Annotated in this window: 13 protein-coding genes; 7 read left to right on the plus strand and 6 right to left on the minus strand. The window is 73.6% G+C overall.

Going from position 1 to position 14,905, the window contains the following annotated elements; genetic code table 11:
- Window positions 1–71: 71 nt before the first annotated feature.
- The 3 genes from lysA to ABZ840_RS35270 all read right to left on the minus strand — a co-directional run bounded on the left by lysA (window position 72) and on the right by ABZ840_RS35270 (window position 2,978).
- On the minus strand, window positions 72–1,427 hold the full coding sequence (gene lysA, locus ABZ840_RS35260; RefSeq protein ID WP_361567355.1) for a diaminopimelate decarboxylase: 1,356 nt from the start codon (window positions 1,425–1,427) through the stop codon (window positions 72–74).
- Window positions 1,424–1,798 (minus strand): SAV_915 family protein, encoded by a 375-nt coding sequence (locus ABZ840_RS35265; protein WP_361567357.1) that lies wholly within the window; start codon window positions 1,796–1,798, stop codon window positions 1,424–1,426. The genes lysA and ABZ840_RS35265 overlap by 4 nt, the downstream gene beginning before the upstream one ends.
- 655 nt (window positions 1,799–2,453) lie before the next feature.
- Window positions 2,454–2,978, minus strand: a complete 525-nt coding sequence (locus ABZ840_RS35270) for an SRPBCC family protein (protein WP_361567360.1) — start codon at window positions 2,976–2,978, stop codon at window positions 2,454–2,456.
- Between the two features lie 185 nt (window positions 2,979–3,163).
- On the opposite strand from ABZ840_RS35270, the gene ABZ840_RS35275 reads away from it, so the two are divergent.
- The gene (locus ABZ840_RS35275; RefSeq protein ID WP_361567363.1) at window positions 3,164–3,616 is read left to right on the plus strand and encodes a lamin tail domain-containing protein; all 453 of its coding nucleotides are present in this window, start codon (window positions 3,164–3,166) and stop codon (window positions 3,614–3,616) included.
- Between the two features lie 189 nt (window positions 3,617–3,805).
- The gene (locus ABZ840_RS35280; protein ID WP_361567365.1) at window positions 3,806–4,207 is read left to right on the plus strand and encodes a hypothetical protein; all 402 of its coding nucleotides are present in this window, start codon (window positions 3,806–3,808) and stop codon (window positions 4,205–4,207) included.
- Between the two features lie 95 nt (window positions 4,208–4,302).
- On the opposite strand, the gene ABZ840_RS35285 is transcribed toward ABZ840_RS35280, so the two are convergent.
- The gene (locus tag ABZ840_RS35285) at window positions 4,303–5,766 is read right to left on the minus strand and encodes a PLP-dependent aminotransferase family protein (protein ID WP_361567368.1); all 1,464 of its coding nucleotides are present in this window, start codon (window positions 5,764–5,766) and stop codon (window positions 4,303–4,305) included.
- Window positions 5,767–5,839: 73 nt separating this feature from the next.
- On the opposite strand from ABZ840_RS35285, the gene ABZ840_RS35290 reads away from it, so the two are divergent.
- Window positions 5,840–6,661: a DMT family transporter gene (locus ABZ840_RS35290; protein WP_361567454.1), complete on the plus strand. Its 822-nt coding sequence runs from the start codon at window positions 5,840–5,842 to the stop codon at window positions 6,659–6,661.
- Between the two features lie 71 nt (window positions 6,662–6,732).
- On the opposite strand, the gene ABZ840_RS35295 is transcribed toward ABZ840_RS35290, so the two are convergent.
- Complete coding sequence (locus tag ABZ840_RS35295) at window positions 6,733–7,833, minus strand: ionic transporter y4hA (RefSeq protein ID WP_361567370.1); 1,101 nt, start codon at window positions 7,831–7,833, stop codon at window positions 6,733–6,735.
- Between the two features lie 130 nt (window positions 7,834–7,963).
- Here ABZ840_RS35295 and ABZ840_RS35300 point away from each other — a divergent pair, with 130 nt between their 5' ends.
- The 4 genes from ABZ840_RS35300 (at window position 7,964) to ABZ840_RS35315 (ending at window position 14,147) form a co-directional block, all read left to right on the plus strand.
- Window positions 7,964–9,142 (plus strand): acyl-CoA dehydrogenase family protein, encoded by a 1,179-nt coding sequence (locus ABZ840_RS35300; RefSeq protein WP_361567373.1) that lies wholly within the window; start codon window positions 7,964–7,966, stop codon window positions 9,140–9,142.
- Between the two features lie 198 nt (window positions 9,143–9,340).
- Window positions 9,341–10,210, plus strand: coding sequence for an oxygenase MpaB family protein (locus ABZ840_RS35305; protein WP_361567376.1), 870 nt, complete (start codon window positions 9,341–9,343; stop codon window positions 10,208–10,210).
- A 27-nt stretch (window positions 10,211–10,237) separates the two neighbouring features.
- Window positions 10,238–12,424, plus strand: a complete 2,187-nt coding sequence (locus ABZ840_RS35310; RefSeq protein WP_361567379.1) for a serine/threonine-protein kinase — start codon at window positions 10,238–10,240, stop codon at window positions 12,422–12,424.
- Window positions 12,425–12,584: 160 nt separating this feature from the next.
- Window positions 12,585–14,147 (plus strand): NAD(P)/FAD-dependent oxidoreductase, encoded by a 1,563-nt coding sequence (locus tag ABZ840_RS35315; protein ID WP_361567382.1) that lies wholly within the window; start codon window positions 12,585–12,587, stop codon window positions 14,145–14,147.
- Here ABZ840_RS35315 and ABZ840_RS35320 read toward each other — a convergent pair.
- Window positions 14,144–14,875: an HAD-IA family hydrolase gene (locus tag ABZ840_RS35320; RefSeq protein WP_361567386.1), complete on the minus strand. Its 732-nt coding sequence runs from the start codon at window positions 14,873–14,875 to the stop codon at window positions 14,144–14,146. The genes ABZ840_RS35315 and ABZ840_RS35320 overlap by 4 nt on opposite strands.
- Window positions 14,876–14,905 lie beyond the last annotated feature (30 nt).

Raw genomic sequence — 14,905 nt, forward strand, 5'->3', positions numbered from 1 at the left:
GGTGCGGGCCTTCGAGGGGAGCAGCGGCGGCTGCCCTACGGGCTGGGAAGTGCGGCCCCCGGGGAGGAGGGCTAGCTGCCGATGTCGCGGCTGCTGAGGTCGTCCAGGGTCTCGCGGCGTACGAGAAGGCGCGCCGCGCCGCCCGTCACGGCGGCCACCGGCGGGCGGCCGACGAGGTTGTACGCGGAAGCCATGGACAGGTGGTACGCGCCGGCGGCCGGTACGGCCAGCAGGTCGCCGGGCCGGACGTCGCCGGGCAGCGGCACACCGGCCGCGAGGACGTCACCGGCCTCGCAGTGCCGGCCGACCACGGTCATCGGGGCGGGCTCGGCGTACGAGTGTCGCCCTACGAGGCGCGGCGCGTAGCGCACCCCGTAGAGCGCGGGCCGCGGGTTGTCGCTCATCCCGCCGTCCACGGCCACGAAGGTGTGCGCCTCGGTGCGCTTGACCGTGAGCACCCGGTACAGCGCGACGCCCGAGGGGCCCGCGACGGCCCGGCCCGGTTCGATGACGAGCCGGGGCACGGTGAGTCCGGCCGTCGCACAGCTCTCGATCAGCTCGGCGCGTACCTTCCTGGCGAGCGCGGGGACGTCCAGCGCGGGCTCGCCGGGCCGGTAGGCGATGCCGTGCCCGCCGCCGAGGTCCAGCTCCGGCGGCACCGTGCCGTGGGTGTCGCGGATGCGGGCCATCAGCCCCACCATCCGGCGCACCGCGGCGAGATAGGGCTTGGCGCTGGTGATCTGCGAACCCAAGTGGCAGTGCAGTCCGGCCAGTTCGAGGTCGGGCTGGGCGAGGACCCGGGCGACGGCGTGCTGCGCGCTGCCGTCCGCGACCGACAGGCCGAACTTCTGGTCGGCGGTGCCGGTACGGATCTTCTCGTGCGCCCCCGCGGCGATGCCGGGCACCACCCGGACCATGACCCGCACACGGGCCCGCGCGGCGCCGGCGGCGGCCGCGAGGCGGGCGATCTCGGACGGGCTGTCGATGACGATGCGGCCCACGCCGAGCCGGAGCGCGGCCTCCAGGTCGTGCGGGCTCTTGGCATTGCCGTGCAGCAGGATGCGCTCGGGCGGTACGCCTGCCGCGACGGCGAGTTCCAGCTCGCCCGCCGAGCAGACGTCCAGCCCGAGCCCTTCCTCGGCCACCCAGCGGGCCATGGCCCGGCACAGGAACGCCTTGGCCGCGTACCGGATGTCGGCGTCGGGGAAGGCGCGCACGTACGTACGGCAGCGGGCCCGTACCTCGTCCTCGTCGAGGAGGTAGAGCGGCGTACCGAAGCGCTCGGCGGCCTCGGCGAGCGGCACGCCGCCCACAGCCAGGTCGCCGGTGGACAGGGGAACGGTGGAGGCGGGCCAGACGGACAGTTCGGCCGGCCCGGCGGGCGCGCTCGCCACGGATGCGGCGGGCGGCAGACCAACAGTGGTCATGCGGCGCGCCCCCGGAGGAGGTAGGGGGCCGCCGACGCGGCGGTGCGGTCCGGTACGGGCGAGCGGTACGGCCTGGCGGCGTGGGGGTTGGGGGCCGCGAAGCGGGGGTCGACGGTGACGCGGTCGACGCCCAGCGGGGCGACGAGGGCGCGCAGTGCGGGCTCGGCCAGCCGGATCCACGCGACACCGGGGCCGAGCGCTCCCAGGAGCCGGTCCGCGGAGGTGAAGCCGACGGCGGTACGGCAGCCGAGAGGCGTGCGGCACAGGCGGGCCGCGTACCCCATGGGTCCCGGCCGGACCGGCACGTACAGCGGTCCGGCCGGGCCGTGTTCGTAGGGTTCGGGGTCTTCGGTGAACAAGGTGTCCGGCATGACGTTCTCCCAGGTGGTGCGGGTGTGGAGGCAGCGGCCCCGGTTCGGTGAGGGCGAGCCGGGGCCGCTGCCGACGGTATGCCCGGGACAACGGCCGGCCCGGTGGTCCATGACGGGACGCTGATGGTGAACGGGACGCTTCTGACGGAATGCTGACGCGTTCTGGCGGATGCCTGCGAGATGCCTGCGCGTGAGTGACCGGTCGGGGCGTCACCGTGTACGTGGGGTATCACCACCTCAGTGGTGCAGCGTCAGTGGGCCTTCGAGGCAGGCCCGTCGGTGGGCCAGTAGGTCATCGAGGGGACGGCGCCGGCAGGCCATCGAGGGGACGACCGCCTCTGACGGCCGCGGACACTCGCGGCGGCGGCACACCATGCGCACTCGGAGGGCATGTACGGCTACGTGCCGGCCTCCGGGGGCGGATCACCTCTCGCGGTGCCGCTCCGCGTCCTGGGTCGAGCGCTCGCCCTCGGTCTGCGAGGGCGTCGGTTCGTGCCTCGGGTCTGCGTCGCGCATGTGCGCCTCCCGGTCTTACCGGTCGTCGCTCCGGCACGGATGCCGGAGCGATCATCGGATACCCGGTGGCATTGGGTGCAAACCAGAGCAAATAGCTGGTCGGTGCACGAAAGTCACCCGCGGGGCGCGGTCGTACGGGCTACGCCTCCGCGAGTGCCTTGACGCCCTCCAGGGTCGCGGCCATGCCCGTACGAAGCTCCGCGAGGCGCGCCTCGATCAGTTCCTCCTCACGGTCGGGCATACGGGCGATGACCGCGCTGAGCCCGGAGGCGCCGGGGCCTACGTGCACGGAGTGCCGCAGCAGGACACCTCGAGGTGCGGGCTCCAGGGTGAAGCGCCACGTGGCGAGTGCCTGTGCGGGGTCCGTCACGGGTGCGCCGAAGCGTCCGGCGGTGTCCAGCACCGCCCAGCCGAACTCGCGCCCGGCGGCGACCGTGACGAGCTGCGAGACGGTGCGCCACTCGCCGATCTTCGGGTGCCGGTTGTGGCCGACGAAGCGCGCACCCACCACGGGGGCGGTGGCGCCGTCCAGCCACTCCACCCGCTGGAGTTCGGGGCTCAGCCGGGCGGGCAGCCCGATGTCGCTGACCAGCTCCCAGACCCGTGGCGGCGCGGCCGCGATCGGTATCTCGCACGCGGTCGTCGGGCCGTCGGCGTAACGCATCGTGTGTCCTCGTCTCCTCGGTCGTGCGGAAAGTATGGGCTGCCGTGCGGAAGGCGTGGAACGAGGGCACAGGTTTCATCGCCTTCACACATTTCACAGAAAAACCGCTGAATGTTCGACTAGTTCGATATTCTGAGCGCCTGCTGAGTTCTTCCGGGACTCGGCCCGACATCTGAGGATGCGCGTTGCTCCGTACACGTACGCTCGCCGCCGCGGTGACCGCCGCCGCGTGCGCCGGGATCCTTGCCCTGCCCGCCCAGGCCCAGGCGGCCGGCTCGGTCCATCTGTACAAGATCTATTACGACAGCCCGGGCAAGGACACCCGCTCCAACTCCAGCCTGAACGCCGAATACGTGCAGATACGCAACACCACCGGCCGGAGCGTGAGCCTGAAGGGCTGGACGCTGGTGGACGCCTCGCGGCACAAGTACACCTTCGGGACGTACACGCTCGGCTCCGGCAAGACCGTGACCGTGCGCACCGGCAAGGGCAGCAACACCCAGGCCACCCGCTACCAGGGCCGGGCCGCGTACGTCTGGAACAACGACAAGGACACCGCGACGCTGCGCACGTCCGCGGGCCGGACCCAGGACACCTGCTCGTACAACTCCACGCGGTACGACTCCAAGATGTGCTGAGCCGGAGGCGGCAGGGCCGTCCGCCGGGCGCCGAAGCGGCGTGACCGGCGGACGGCGGCGCTACGGGGCACGCCGCCGCGCGGCCCCGAGAGGCCGCCGCGAGCGTTGCGGGGCGCTTCCGGGCGCGTGATGATGGCTGTCTGGAGCGACAGCGCCGGACGCGGCGCGTCGGTCACAAGGGAGCGAGCCATGACCGAACCCGGTGACCTGCGGCAGACGTACGCATTCAGCTGCACCGGATGCGGACATGCCTGGAAGCAGACCTACGACATCGTGATCGTCAGCGATGCCGAGGGCCGCCGCTCCCAGACGTACCGCATCGAGGGGCGCACGGTGCGCTCCCCGCTCACCTCGCCCGTCTGCCCGCACTGCGACAGCGGGCGGGTGCACGCGGTGCCGGTGGGGCTGGCCGAACGAGCACTGGCGGCGGAGACCGCGGCGCGGTCCCGTCCCGAACGCCCGGAGCGCACACCGCACACGCCGCACGGATCCCATTGGCATCTGCGACGCCGTTCGGGACGGTCGAACGCGCAGGATCCCGCGCGCGTGCAGGACCGCCCGGACACGAAGGACGAGCCACCGGCGCTGTAAGGGAGGCGCCGGGGCTCTGCCCTCTTCGGGTGCGCCGAGACGAGCCCTCCGTATGCGGCGGGACGCGCCCTTCGGGTACGCGGGGCCTCTCGTCCCTATTCCGTCGGGAGGGCGCCCGTCCCGGCGAGGGCCCGGTGGAGGCGGTGCACGCCGTCCTCCAGTTGCGCCGTGCCGGGAGCGCTGACGTAGCTCAGCCGCAGGTGCGGGGCGGGCGCCTCGGCGCTGAAGTACGGGCCGCCCGCGGTGACCGAAACGCCACGGCGAAGGGCAGCCGCGACGACGGCCTGCTCGTCGGTGCCGTCCGGCAGCCGCAGCCACAGGTGGTACCCGCCGCGTGGCGGCCGCTGCGGAAGGAGCGCGGGCAGCGCGCCGCCCAACGCGGTGAGCAGGGCGGCACGCCGGTCGCGCAGGGCGCCGGCGAGCACCCGCAGATGGCGGGACCAGGCGGGCGAGCCGACCAGTTCGAGGGCGGTCTCCTGTAGCGGCCGCGGGACGAAGAAGCTGTCGGTGACCTGGACGGCGCGCAGCCGCTCCAGGGCCGGGCCGCGTGCGGTCAGCGCCCCGATCCGCAGGCTGGGGGAGGCCACCTTGGTCAGCGAGCGCACATGGACGACGACACCGTCCGGGTCGTCCGCGGCCAGCGGGAGCGGCAGCGGCGGGGAGTCGGCGTGCGCCAGGCGGCGGGCGAAGTCGTCCTCCAGTACGAACGCGCCCGCCGACCGGGCGATGTCGAGCACTTCGGTGCGCCGTTGCGGGGACAGGGCGGCGCCGGTGGGGTTCTGGAACAGCGGCTGGCAGACGAACAGCCGGGCCCGGGTGGCCGCGAAGGCCTCGGCGAGCAGGTCGGTGCGTACGCCGTCGGCGTCGACCGGTACCGGGACGGGCCGCAGCCCGGCGGCGCGGGCGACGGCGAGCATGCCGGGGTAGGTGGGGGATTCGACCAGGACGGGGGAGCCGGGGGCGGCCAGCGCCCGCAGGACGGTGGTGAGCGCGCCCTGGCCGCCGCCCGCGATCAGGACGTCCGAGGCGTCGAGCGGGCCGTTCGGGCCGCCGATGTCGTGGGCGAACCACTGCCGCAGTTCGGCCAGCCCCTCCACCGGGGGCCGCGACCAGGTGCCGGGCCTGCGGCCGGCCCGGGCGAGTGCGGCGGCCAGGGCCCGCTCCGGCTGGAGCGCCGTGTGCAGATAGCCGCCGTTGAGGTCGATGACCTCGGGCGGCGGGGTGTTGAGGGTGGCCAGGATCGCGGCGGGATCGGTGCCGTGCGGGCCCGTGAGGGGCGCGTGCGGGGGATCGGCGCTCAGGGCCACCTCCTGCCAGGAGACGTCACCCAGGGCGCCCGCGGCGCGGCGGGCGGTGGCCTTGAAGACGCCGGCGCCGGGCCGGGAGGTGACGACGCCTTCGGCGACGAGCGTGGCGATCGCCCGGGAGACCGTGACGGGGCTGACCCGGTGGCGCGTGACCAGCTCCCGGCTCGACGGGAGCTTCGCCCCTTCCGAGTAGCGGTCCAGCTCCTTACGCAAAGTCGCCGCTAGCTGAGCCACACTGCTACTGTCTTTCATGACAGTACAGAATAGCGCTACTCCTTCTCTTGCGATATCGGTCCGCAGCGGTACTCTCCTCGCCGCGCTCGGCGTGGTGTCCTTCTCCTTCAGCCTCCCCGCCACGGCATGGGCCCTGGACGGCTTCGGCCCGTGGACGGCGACCGGCGTACGCGGTCTGCTGGCGGGCCTGCTGGCCGCGGTCTGCCTCATGGCGGCCCGGGTCCCGGTGCCCGGGCGGCAGCACTGGCCCGGCCTGCTCACGGTGGCCGCCGGCTGTGCCGTCGGCTTCCCCCTGCTGAGCACGCTGGCCCTCCAGACGTCCACCACCGCGCACTCGGCCGTCGTCATCGGCATGCTGCCGCTGGCCACCGCCGCCGTCTCGACCGTCCTGACCGGCCGGCGCCCCTCGCGCCTCTTCTGGGCGGCCGCCGGCCTCGGCGCGCTCACCGTGGCCGCCTTCACCCTCCAGCAGAGCCGCGGCCTGCCGACCCTCGGTGACGGGTACCTCTTCGCCGCCGTACTGGTGTGCGCCGCCGGGTACGCGCAGGGCGGGCGGCTCGCGTCCCACATGCCCGGCTGGCAGGTGATCGCCTGGGGCGTCGTCGTCGCGCTGCCGGTGTCCGCCCTGGTCACCGTCTTCGCCCTGCCCGTGGAGCCGGTGCACCTGACGGACAGAGCGGTCGTCGGCATGGCCTACATCGCCGCCGTGTCCCAGTTCGGCGGCTTCGTCATGTGGTACCGCGGCATGGCGGCCATCGGGGTGCCCAAGGCGAGCCAGCTCCAGCTCGCCCAGCCCCTGCTCACCCTCGTGTGGTCGGTCCTGCTCATGGGCGAGACTCCCTCGCCGCTGGCGCCGGTCGCGGCCCTGATCGTCCTCGGCTGCATCGCGGCGACCCAGCGCGCCCGCGGCTGACCCGTCCCGGTGACCGGCCCCGGCGCGTCCGTACGGCGGCGCTCGGTCGCGGTTCTCGGGAGCCGCGGCCCTCAGGGGGTGACGGCCAGTTCCAGGTACGCCGCGAGCAGGGCCAGATGAAGGGCGCCCTGGAGGAGCGTGGCGCGGCCGGGGATGACCGTCAGGGTGCCGACGATCATCGTGAGGGCGAGCAGCACCATGTGGGTCGCGCCGAGGCCGAGGATGAGCGGGCCGTCCAGCCAGATGGACGCCGCGGCCACCGCGGGGATGGTGAGGCCGATGCTCGCCATGGCGGAGCCGAGGCCGAGGTTGAGGCTGGTCTGCACCCGGTCGCGCTTGGCCGCGCGCACCGCGGCGATGGTCTCGGGCAGCAGCACCAGCAGTGCGATCACGATGCCGACCACCGCGGCCGGCAGGCCGGCCGCGGCCACGCCGGCCTCGATGGTGGGGGAGACGCCCTTGGCGAGCCCCACCACCCCGACCAGCGCCAGCGCGAGCAGCCCCAGGCTGATCAGGGCCACGCGGCGGGTGGGCGGGTCGGCGTGGTCGTCCTCGTCGAGGATCTGGCCGGACGAGGTGACGGGCAGGAAGTAGTCGCGGTGCCGCACGGTCTGGGTGGTCACGAAGAGCCCGTAGAGCACCATGGCGGCGAGCGCGGCGAACCCCAGCTGGGCCGGGGCGAACTCCGGCCCCGGCTTGCTCGTGGTGAACGTGGGGACGACGAGGCTGAGCCCGGCCAGTGTGGCCACCGTCCCGAACGCCGCCGACGTGCCCTCGGCGTTGAACACGGCGACCCGCCGCCGCACCGCGCCGATCAGCAGACTCAGCCCGACGATGCCGTTGCAGGTGATCATCACGGCGGCGAAGACGGTGTCGCGGGCGAGCGAGGCGGCCTTGTCCCCGCCGTCCGTCATCAGGGTGACGATCAGCGCCACCTCGATGATGGTCACCGCCACCGCGAGTACGAGGGACCCGAACGGCTCACCCACCCGGTGGGCCACCACCTCGGCGTGGTGCACCGCTGCCAGCACGGCCCCGGCCAGGAAGCACGCCACGACGGCCACGACGGGGCCGGGCAGCGAACGGCCCCAGGAGAGCGCGAGCAGGACGACGGCAAGGACGGGGAGGGCGGTGGTCCACTGGCCGGCGACCGCCCGCACGGTACGCAGCATGGCTCGACCTTCTCAGGAAAGGCCGCGGCCTGCGCGCGGAGAAGTGCGCGCCTGCCCCTTCCGTATTACTGGAACGCGTTCTACCGTGCGGGCGACCCTACGGACCGCGGGACCGGGACAGGGAGGGGCCGTGCACCTCGAATACACGCCCGAACAGCAGCGGCTGCGCGCCGAGCTGAGGACCTACTTCGCCGAACTGGTGCCGGACAACGCGTACGCGCGGTACGCAGCGCCGGCCGAGCAGAAACGCTTCTACCGGGAGACCGTCCGCCGACTGGGCGCCGACGGCTGGCTCGGCGTCGGCTGGCCGAAGGAGTACGGCGGCCGCGGCCTCACCCCCGTCGAACAGTTCGTGTTCTTCGACGAGGCGGCCCAGGCGAACGTGCCGCTGCCCCTGATGGCGCTGAACACCGTCGGCCCCACGATCATGAAGTACGGCACCGAGGAGCAGAAGGCGTACTTCCTGCCGAAGATCCTCTCCGGTGAGCTGGACTTCGCCATCGGGTACAGCGAACCGGACGCCGGCACCGACCTCGCCGCCCTGAAGACCCGCGCCGTACGGGACGGCGACTCCTACGTCGTCAACGGGCAGAAGATCTGGACCACCAACGGCGACACCGCCGACTGGGTCTGGCTGGCCGTCCGGACCGACCCGGAAGCGCCGCCCCACAAGGGCATCACCATGCTCCTCGTGCCCACCAGCGATCCGGGCTACAGCTGCACCCTCATCAACACCCTCGCCTCCCACGACACCACGGCCAGCTACTACGAGAACATCCGCGTCCCCGTGAGCCGCCGCGTCGGCGCGGAGAACGAGGGCTGGCGGATCATCACCAACCAGCTCAACCACGAGCGCGTCACCCTCGCCGCACACGGCACGATGGCGATCCGCGCCCTGCACGACGTCCAGCGCTGGGCCATGGACACCAAGCTCGCCGACGGCCGGCGCGTCATCGACCTGGGCTGGGTACGGACCCGGCTGGCCCGCACGCACACCAGGCTGGAGGGGCTGCGGCTGCTGAACTGGCGCATGGTCGACGCGCTCCAGCGCGCCACCCTCACGCCCCAGGACGCCTCCGCCGTCAAGGTCTACGGCTCGGAGGCGCGGCGCGACGCCTACGCCTGGCTGATGGAGGTCGTCGGCGCCGCGGGACCCTTGAAGGAGGGCTCGGCGGGCGCGGTGCTCCACGGCGAGCTGGAGCGCGGCTACCGGTCCGCCGTCATCTTCACGTTCGGCGGCGGCAACAATGAGATCCAGCGGGAGATCATCTCCTGGATCGGCCTGGGGATGCCCCGCGTGCGCAGGTGATCCCGTACGGGCGAAGGGGGTACGGCGGTGACGGACGAGGGCATCGGGCGGGGCGGACGGCGGGGCCCGGAGGCGGGCGGAGAGAGGGCCCCGAAGGCGGGCGAGGGCGGTCCTTCGGGGGCGGCCGGGGGCGGTCCTTCGGGGGCGGCCGGGGGCCGGGCCCGGGAGGCTGATCCCGGGCTCTACGGGCCCGACTCCGTGACCTGGCAGCTGCACGGTGACCCGATGATGTGGATAGCGGGCGTCCGCGCGCTCTACCTACAGGCGCTGCATCCGCGTGCCGTTCGTGGCGTCATGCAGAACTCCGACTTCCGGCGGGACGCCTGGGGGCGGCTGATGCGCACCGCCGGCTTCGTCGGCACCACCACCTTCGGTACCACCGAGGCCGCCGAGCGGGCCGGTGCCGCGGTCCGCCGCATCCACCGCCGGCTGACCGCCACCGACCCGGTCACCGGCGAGCGCTACCCCATGGACGAGCCGGAGCTGCTCCTGTGGGTGCACTGCGCCGAGATCGCCTCCTACCTGGAGGTCGTCCGCCGCTCCGGATACGCCGCGAGCGCCGCCCTTCAAGGGGGAGCGGGCGATGCGTACATACGGGAGAACCGCACCGCCGCCCGGCTCGTCGGCCTCGATCCCGCCACCGTCCCCGGTGACCGGGCCGGGCTCGCCGCGTACTTCGAAGAGGTGAGACCCGAACTGGCCGCCACCCCGGAGGCCGCGGCCGTGGACGACTTCCTGCAGCGGCCGCCCGCCCCCCTGCCGCTGCTCCCCGTCCGCGCCCTGCTGTGGCGGCGGGTGGCCACTCTGGCGTACGAAGCACTCCCCCCGTACGCGCACGAGTTGTACGGCAGGGCGGCACCTCCTCCGGACACCGTGGACCGGAAGCTGCGTGCCGCAGGACGGGTGCTGCGGTCGGTCCCCGCGACCGTGCGCTGGCAACTGCCCCCGAAACACATCCTGCGCGCGGTGGCCAGACTCGGACCCGGCACCCGCCCGTCGGCCTACAAGCTGTGCCGCCCGGCCGCCATACTGAGGGCTCACGGTGCTCAGGGGGAGCCACGGGACTGATTGCGGGGACGGGGGCGGCGGCAGGCGATGGGGGAGAGCAGGCTGATCCACGGCCGTTACCGGCTGATCGAACTGATCGGGCGCGGCGGCATGGGGGAGGTGTGGCGGGCCCGGGACGAGTCCCTGGGCCGCCGGGTCGCGGTCAAGTGCCTCAAGCCGCTGGGGCAGCAGCAGGACCCGTCGTTCATGCGGGTGCTGCGCGAGCGGTTCCGCCGCGAGGCGCGGGTCGCCGCCGGGCTGCAGCACCGCGGCATCACCGTCGTGCACGACTTCGGCGAGGACGACGGCATCCTGTACATCGTCATGGAGCTGCTGGACGGGCGTAATCTCAGCCAGCTTCTGGACGACAACCGCCGGAACCCACTGCCCGTCCCGGACTTCGCCGACATCGCCGACCAGGTGTCGTCGGCGCTCGCGTACACGCACGAGCAGGCGGTCGTGCACCGGGACCTGAAGCCCGCCAACATCGTCCGGATAGCGGACGGAACGGTGAAGATCTGCGACTTCGGTATCGCCCGGCTGGGCCACGACATCGGCTTCACCGCCCGCCTCACCGGTACCGGCATCGCCATGGGCACGCCGCACTACATGTCGCCCGAGCAGATCGCGGGTGGCACCATCGACCACCGCAGCGATCTGTACTCCCTGGGCTGCGTGCTGTACGAACTGGCCACAGGCGTCCCTCCGTTCGAATTCGACGACGCCTGGGCGGTACTGGTCGGCCACCGCGACACGGCGCCCCAGCCGCTCCGCAAGCGCCGCCCCGACCTTCCCGAGCCGTACGAGCGCATCGTCCTCGACCTGCTCGCCAAGGATCCCGACGACCGCCCGCGCGACGCCGCGGAGCTGGGCAAGCGCATCGCCACGGCGCGCGCCCCGCAGCAGGCCACCCCCGGGCTGCCTTCCTGGACCGCCGGGATGCGGATCGGTGCCGGCGCCCGGCCGGTCCGTGCGCTCCGTACGCCGCCCCGCGGCGCCGTCGGCGAGCTGACGGGCTCCTGGACCATCGGCTTCGAGCCCCATCGCCCCGACAGCGCCCCGCCCGCCCGTGAGCGGCCCACGCCCTCGCCCGCGACCCTCGCCGCGCTCGCCGGGCGGCACAACGCCGGGCTGAGCCTGGGCCGGCTCGGGCGCTGGGAGGAGGCGGGCGAGGTGCACCGCTCGGTCGCCGCCGAGCGGGAGCACGTGCTCGGGCCCGAGCACGCCGACACCCTCGCCAGCCGCTTCGAGGTGGCTTTCACCTTGGCGCGCTCGGGCCGGTTCGCCGACGCGCTGCGCGAGTACGAGACGGTCGCGACGGGCCGCGAACGCGCGCTCGGCCCCGAGCACGCCGACACGCTCGCCGCCCGCCAGGAGACCGCGTACGTACTCGGCCGGCTCGGCCGCCACTTCGAAGCGCACCAGGTCTACACCTCCGTGCTCGCGGCCCGTGACCGCACGATGGGCGCCGACCACCCCGACACCCTGCGCTGCCGTCACAACCTCGCCTACAACCTCAGCCGCCTGGGCCGCCTGGAGGACTCCTACGAGATGGCGCGCGACGTCGCCGCCGCGCGCGCCCGGGTGCTCGGTGAGCGCCACCCCGAAACGCTCGTCACGCGCCACGAGGTCGCGTACACCCTCGGCCGGCTGGGCCGCTGGCCCGAAGCGCTGCGCACGTACCGGGAGGTGGCCGCGGCGCGCACCCAGGCGCTCGGCCCGGACCACCCCGATACGCTCGCCGCGACGTACGAGGTGGGGATAAGCCTCGGGCGGCTCGGCCGCAGTGCGGAGGCCCTGGAGCTCTACCGGGAGCTGGTGGCGGCCCGTACGGAGGCGCAGGGCGCCGAGGACCCGGAGACGCTGCGCGCGCGGCACGGTCTGGGCGTCAACCTCGGGCGGCTCGGGCGCTGGGAGGAGGCGCTGGCCGAGGCCCGCGAGGTGTGCGCGCTGCGGGAGAAGGCGCTCGGCCCGGACCACCCGGACACGCTCGTCAGCCGCCGTGAGATTGCTGTGGGGCTGGGCTGGCTGAAGCGCTGGAGCGAGGCCCTGTCGGTCTACCGGCAGGTCGCCGAGGCCCGCGAGCGGGTCTTCGGCCCCGATCACCCGGACGCGCTCGCCAGCCGCACCGACGAGGCGTACTGCCTGGAGCAGCTCGGCCGCGCCGCCGAGGCGGTCGGTCTGTACCGCCGGGTGGCGGCCCTCCGGCAGCACCGGGGGACGCACGGGCACTGAGGCGTACGAGGGCGCGCGGTCGTTGCGTGCGTCCGGCGAATGACGTGCAAGCGCCCGTCAGGTGTCCGGAGACGATCGGACAGGAGCGTTCCGGAGCGCGGCGCTACCGGAGGGAGGCCGACCTCTGGCCGGTAGTGATCGCTCCGTGCTACCAAGAGACATGCCGGAACGGACGTCCTATGACGTGATCATTGTCGGCGGCGGGCACAACGGTCTCGTTGCCGCCGCCTACCTCGCCCGCGCCGGGCGCAGCGTGCTCGTTCTGGAGCGGCTCGGCCACACCGGTGGCGCGGCCGTCTCCACCAAGGCCTTCGCCGGGATCGACGCCCGGCTCTCGCGCTACTCCTACCTCGTCAGCCTGCTGCCGTCGAAGATCGTCCAGGATCTGGGGCTGCGCTTCGCCGTCCGCAAGCGCACCGTCTCCTCGTACACGCCCACCGACCGTGACGGCCGTCCCACCGGGCTTCTCGTGGGCGGTGGTTCGGCCCGTACTCGTGCCGCGTTCGAAGCGCTGACCGGCTCGGACCGTGAGTACGAGGCCTGGGAACGCTTCTACGGGACGACGGCACGGGTCGCCGAGCGCGTCTTCCCGACCCTCACCGAACCGCTGCCCACCCGTGCGGAGCTGCGTGCCCGCATCGACGACGAGGACGCCTGGCAGGCCCTCTTCGAGCGGCCGATCGGCGAGACCATCGAGAAGACCTTCGCCGACGACCTCGTACGCGGCGTCGTCCTCACCGACGGCCTGATCGGCACCTTCGCCTCCGCGCACGACGTGACGCTGCGGCAGAACCGGTGCTTCCTGTACCACGTCATCGGCGGCGGCACCGGCGACTGGGACGTACCGCTCGGCGGTATGGGCGCGCTCACGGACGCGCTGGCCCGGGCCGCGCGGCAGGCCGGCGCCGAGATCGTGACCGGCCACGAGGTGACGCGGCTCGACACGGACGGCCGGTCGGCCGAAGTCACCTGTGAACAGGGCACGTTCCATGCCCGGCAGGTACTGGTGAACGCCTCTCCGGAGGCGCTGGCCGGGCTCCTCGGAGAGCGCGCTCCGGAGCCGGCCGAAGGCGCCCAGCTCAAGGTCAACATGCTGCTGACGCGGCTGCCGCGCCTCCGGGACGAGAGCGTCGACCCCCGAGAGGCGTTCTCCGGCACCTTCCACGTCGCGGAGGGCTACGAAGAGCTGGAGACGGCCTACCAGCAGGCAGCGGCCGGTGCGCTCCCCACGGCGCCGCCCAGCGAGATCTACTGCCACTCCCTCACCGACCCCTCGATCCTCGCCCCCGACCTCGTGCGCCAGGGCTACCAGACCCTCACGCTCTTCGGGCTGCACACCCCGGCGCGCCTCTTTGCCGACGACAACGACGCGCAACGGGAACGCCTGCTGCGCGCCACCGTCGGGCAACTGGACGCGCACCTCGCCGAGCCGCTGGCCGACTGTCTGGCCCACGACGCCGACGGCCGTCCCTGCATCGAGGCGAAGACCCCGCCGGACCTGGAGCGCGACCTCCGCCTCCCGGGCGGCAACATCTTCCACGGTGACCTCGCCTTCCCGTACGCGGAGGGCCACGAGGACGACACCCCGGCCGCTCGCTGGGGCGTCGCCACCGGCCACCCGAACGTCCTCCTGTGCGGCGCCGGGGCGCCGCGCGGCGGCGGCGTCAGCGGCATCCCGGGGCACAACGCGGCAATGGCGGCCCTGGCGGGCCGAACGGCCTAGAGGGCGGCCGGCGGGACCAGGCGCAGCACCGCGTCCAGGCCGCGGACCGCGCCCGGCGCGGCGCCGGCGGGCAGCACGTACGAGCGCAGGCCGCTGCCCGCCGCGCCGCCGTCCTTGGCCGGGTGGTCCCCGACCATCAGCGTCTCGGCGGGCTCCACGGCCAGCTGTCGGCAGGCGTACGCGAAGAGCGCCGGATCGGGCTTCTCCGTGCTGTGTTCGTAGGAGTGGACCCACACCGAGAAGTACCGGTCGAGCCCGTGGTGGGCGAAGGTCGCGCGCAGGTCCCAGCCGACGTCGCTGACCACGCCGAGCGCGACGCCCTGCCGCGTGAGGGCCTCCAGGGCGGCTTCCGTGTCGGCGTACGGGCGCCAGTGCTCCGGGGCGCGCAGCTGCTCGTACAGCGCGTCCGCGACCGGCGCCAGGCCCGGCACGGACGCGTACCAGGTCGTGAAGGCGTGCCGGTGGGCCGCCGCGGAGACGTCCCGGCCCCGCTGGGCCGCGACGACCTCCGGATCCGTCAGCCCGGCCTCCAGACCGGCCAGCAGCGCGTCCATCGCGGACTCGTCCACGGGGGAGCCCATGGCCGCACGGATACGGTCGGCGTACGGCGCCACCTGGAAGAGGGTGCCGGAGAAGTCGAAGAGCACCGCACGGACCGGCGACGGGTGCGACGGACGGTCCGGGACGCGCAGCGGGCCTTCGGGGCCGCAGACGGGAAGAGAAGTCATGCGGGGATCTTCCGGCACGAAGCCGGCCCG

Source organism: Streptomyces sp. NPDC047117 (genome assembly GCF_040643545.1).
In the GTDB taxonomy this organism is placed as follows: domain Bacteria; phylum Actinomycetota; class Actinomycetes; order Streptomycetales; family Streptomycetaceae; genus Streptomyces.

Bases quoted from the DNA above. Each gene is read 5' to 3' on its own strand.
- lysA (WP_361567355.1), bottom strand. From the start codon at position 1,427: ATGACCACTGTTGGTCTGCCGCCCGCCGCATCCGTGGCGAGCGCGCCC.
- ABZ840_RS35265 (WP_361567357.1), bottom strand. From the start codon at position 1,798: ATGCCGGACACCTTGTTCACCGAAGACCCCGAACCCTACGAACACGGC.
- ABZ840_RS35270 (WP_361567360.1), bottom strand. From the start codon at position 2,978: ATGCGTTACGCCGACGGCCCGACGACCGCGTGCGAGATACCGATCGCG.
- ABZ840_RS35280 (WP_361567365.1), top strand. From the start codon at position 3,806: ATGACCGAACCCGGTGACCTGCGGCAGACGTACGCATTCAGCTGCACC.
- ABZ840_RS35285 (WP_361567368.1), bottom strand. From the start codon at position 5,766: ATGAAAGACAGTAGCAGTGTGGCTCAGCTAGCGGCGACTTTGCGTAAG.
- ABZ840_RS35295 (WP_361567370.1), bottom strand. From the start codon at position 7,833: ATGCTGCGTACCGTGCGGGCGGTCGCCGGCCAGTGGACCACCGCCCTC.
- ABZ840_RS35310 (WP_361567379.1), top strand. From the start codon at position 10,238: ATGGGGGAGAGCAGGCTGATCCACGGCCGTTACCGGCTGATCGAACTG.
- ABZ840_RS35315 (WP_361567382.1), top strand. From the start codon at position 12,585: ATGCCGGAACGGACGTCCTATGACGTGATCATTGTCGGCGGCGGGCAC.
- ABZ840_RS35320 (WP_361567386.1), bottom strand. From the start codon at position 14,875: ATGACTTCTCTTCCCGTCTGCGGCCCCGAAGGCCCGCTGCGCGTCCCG.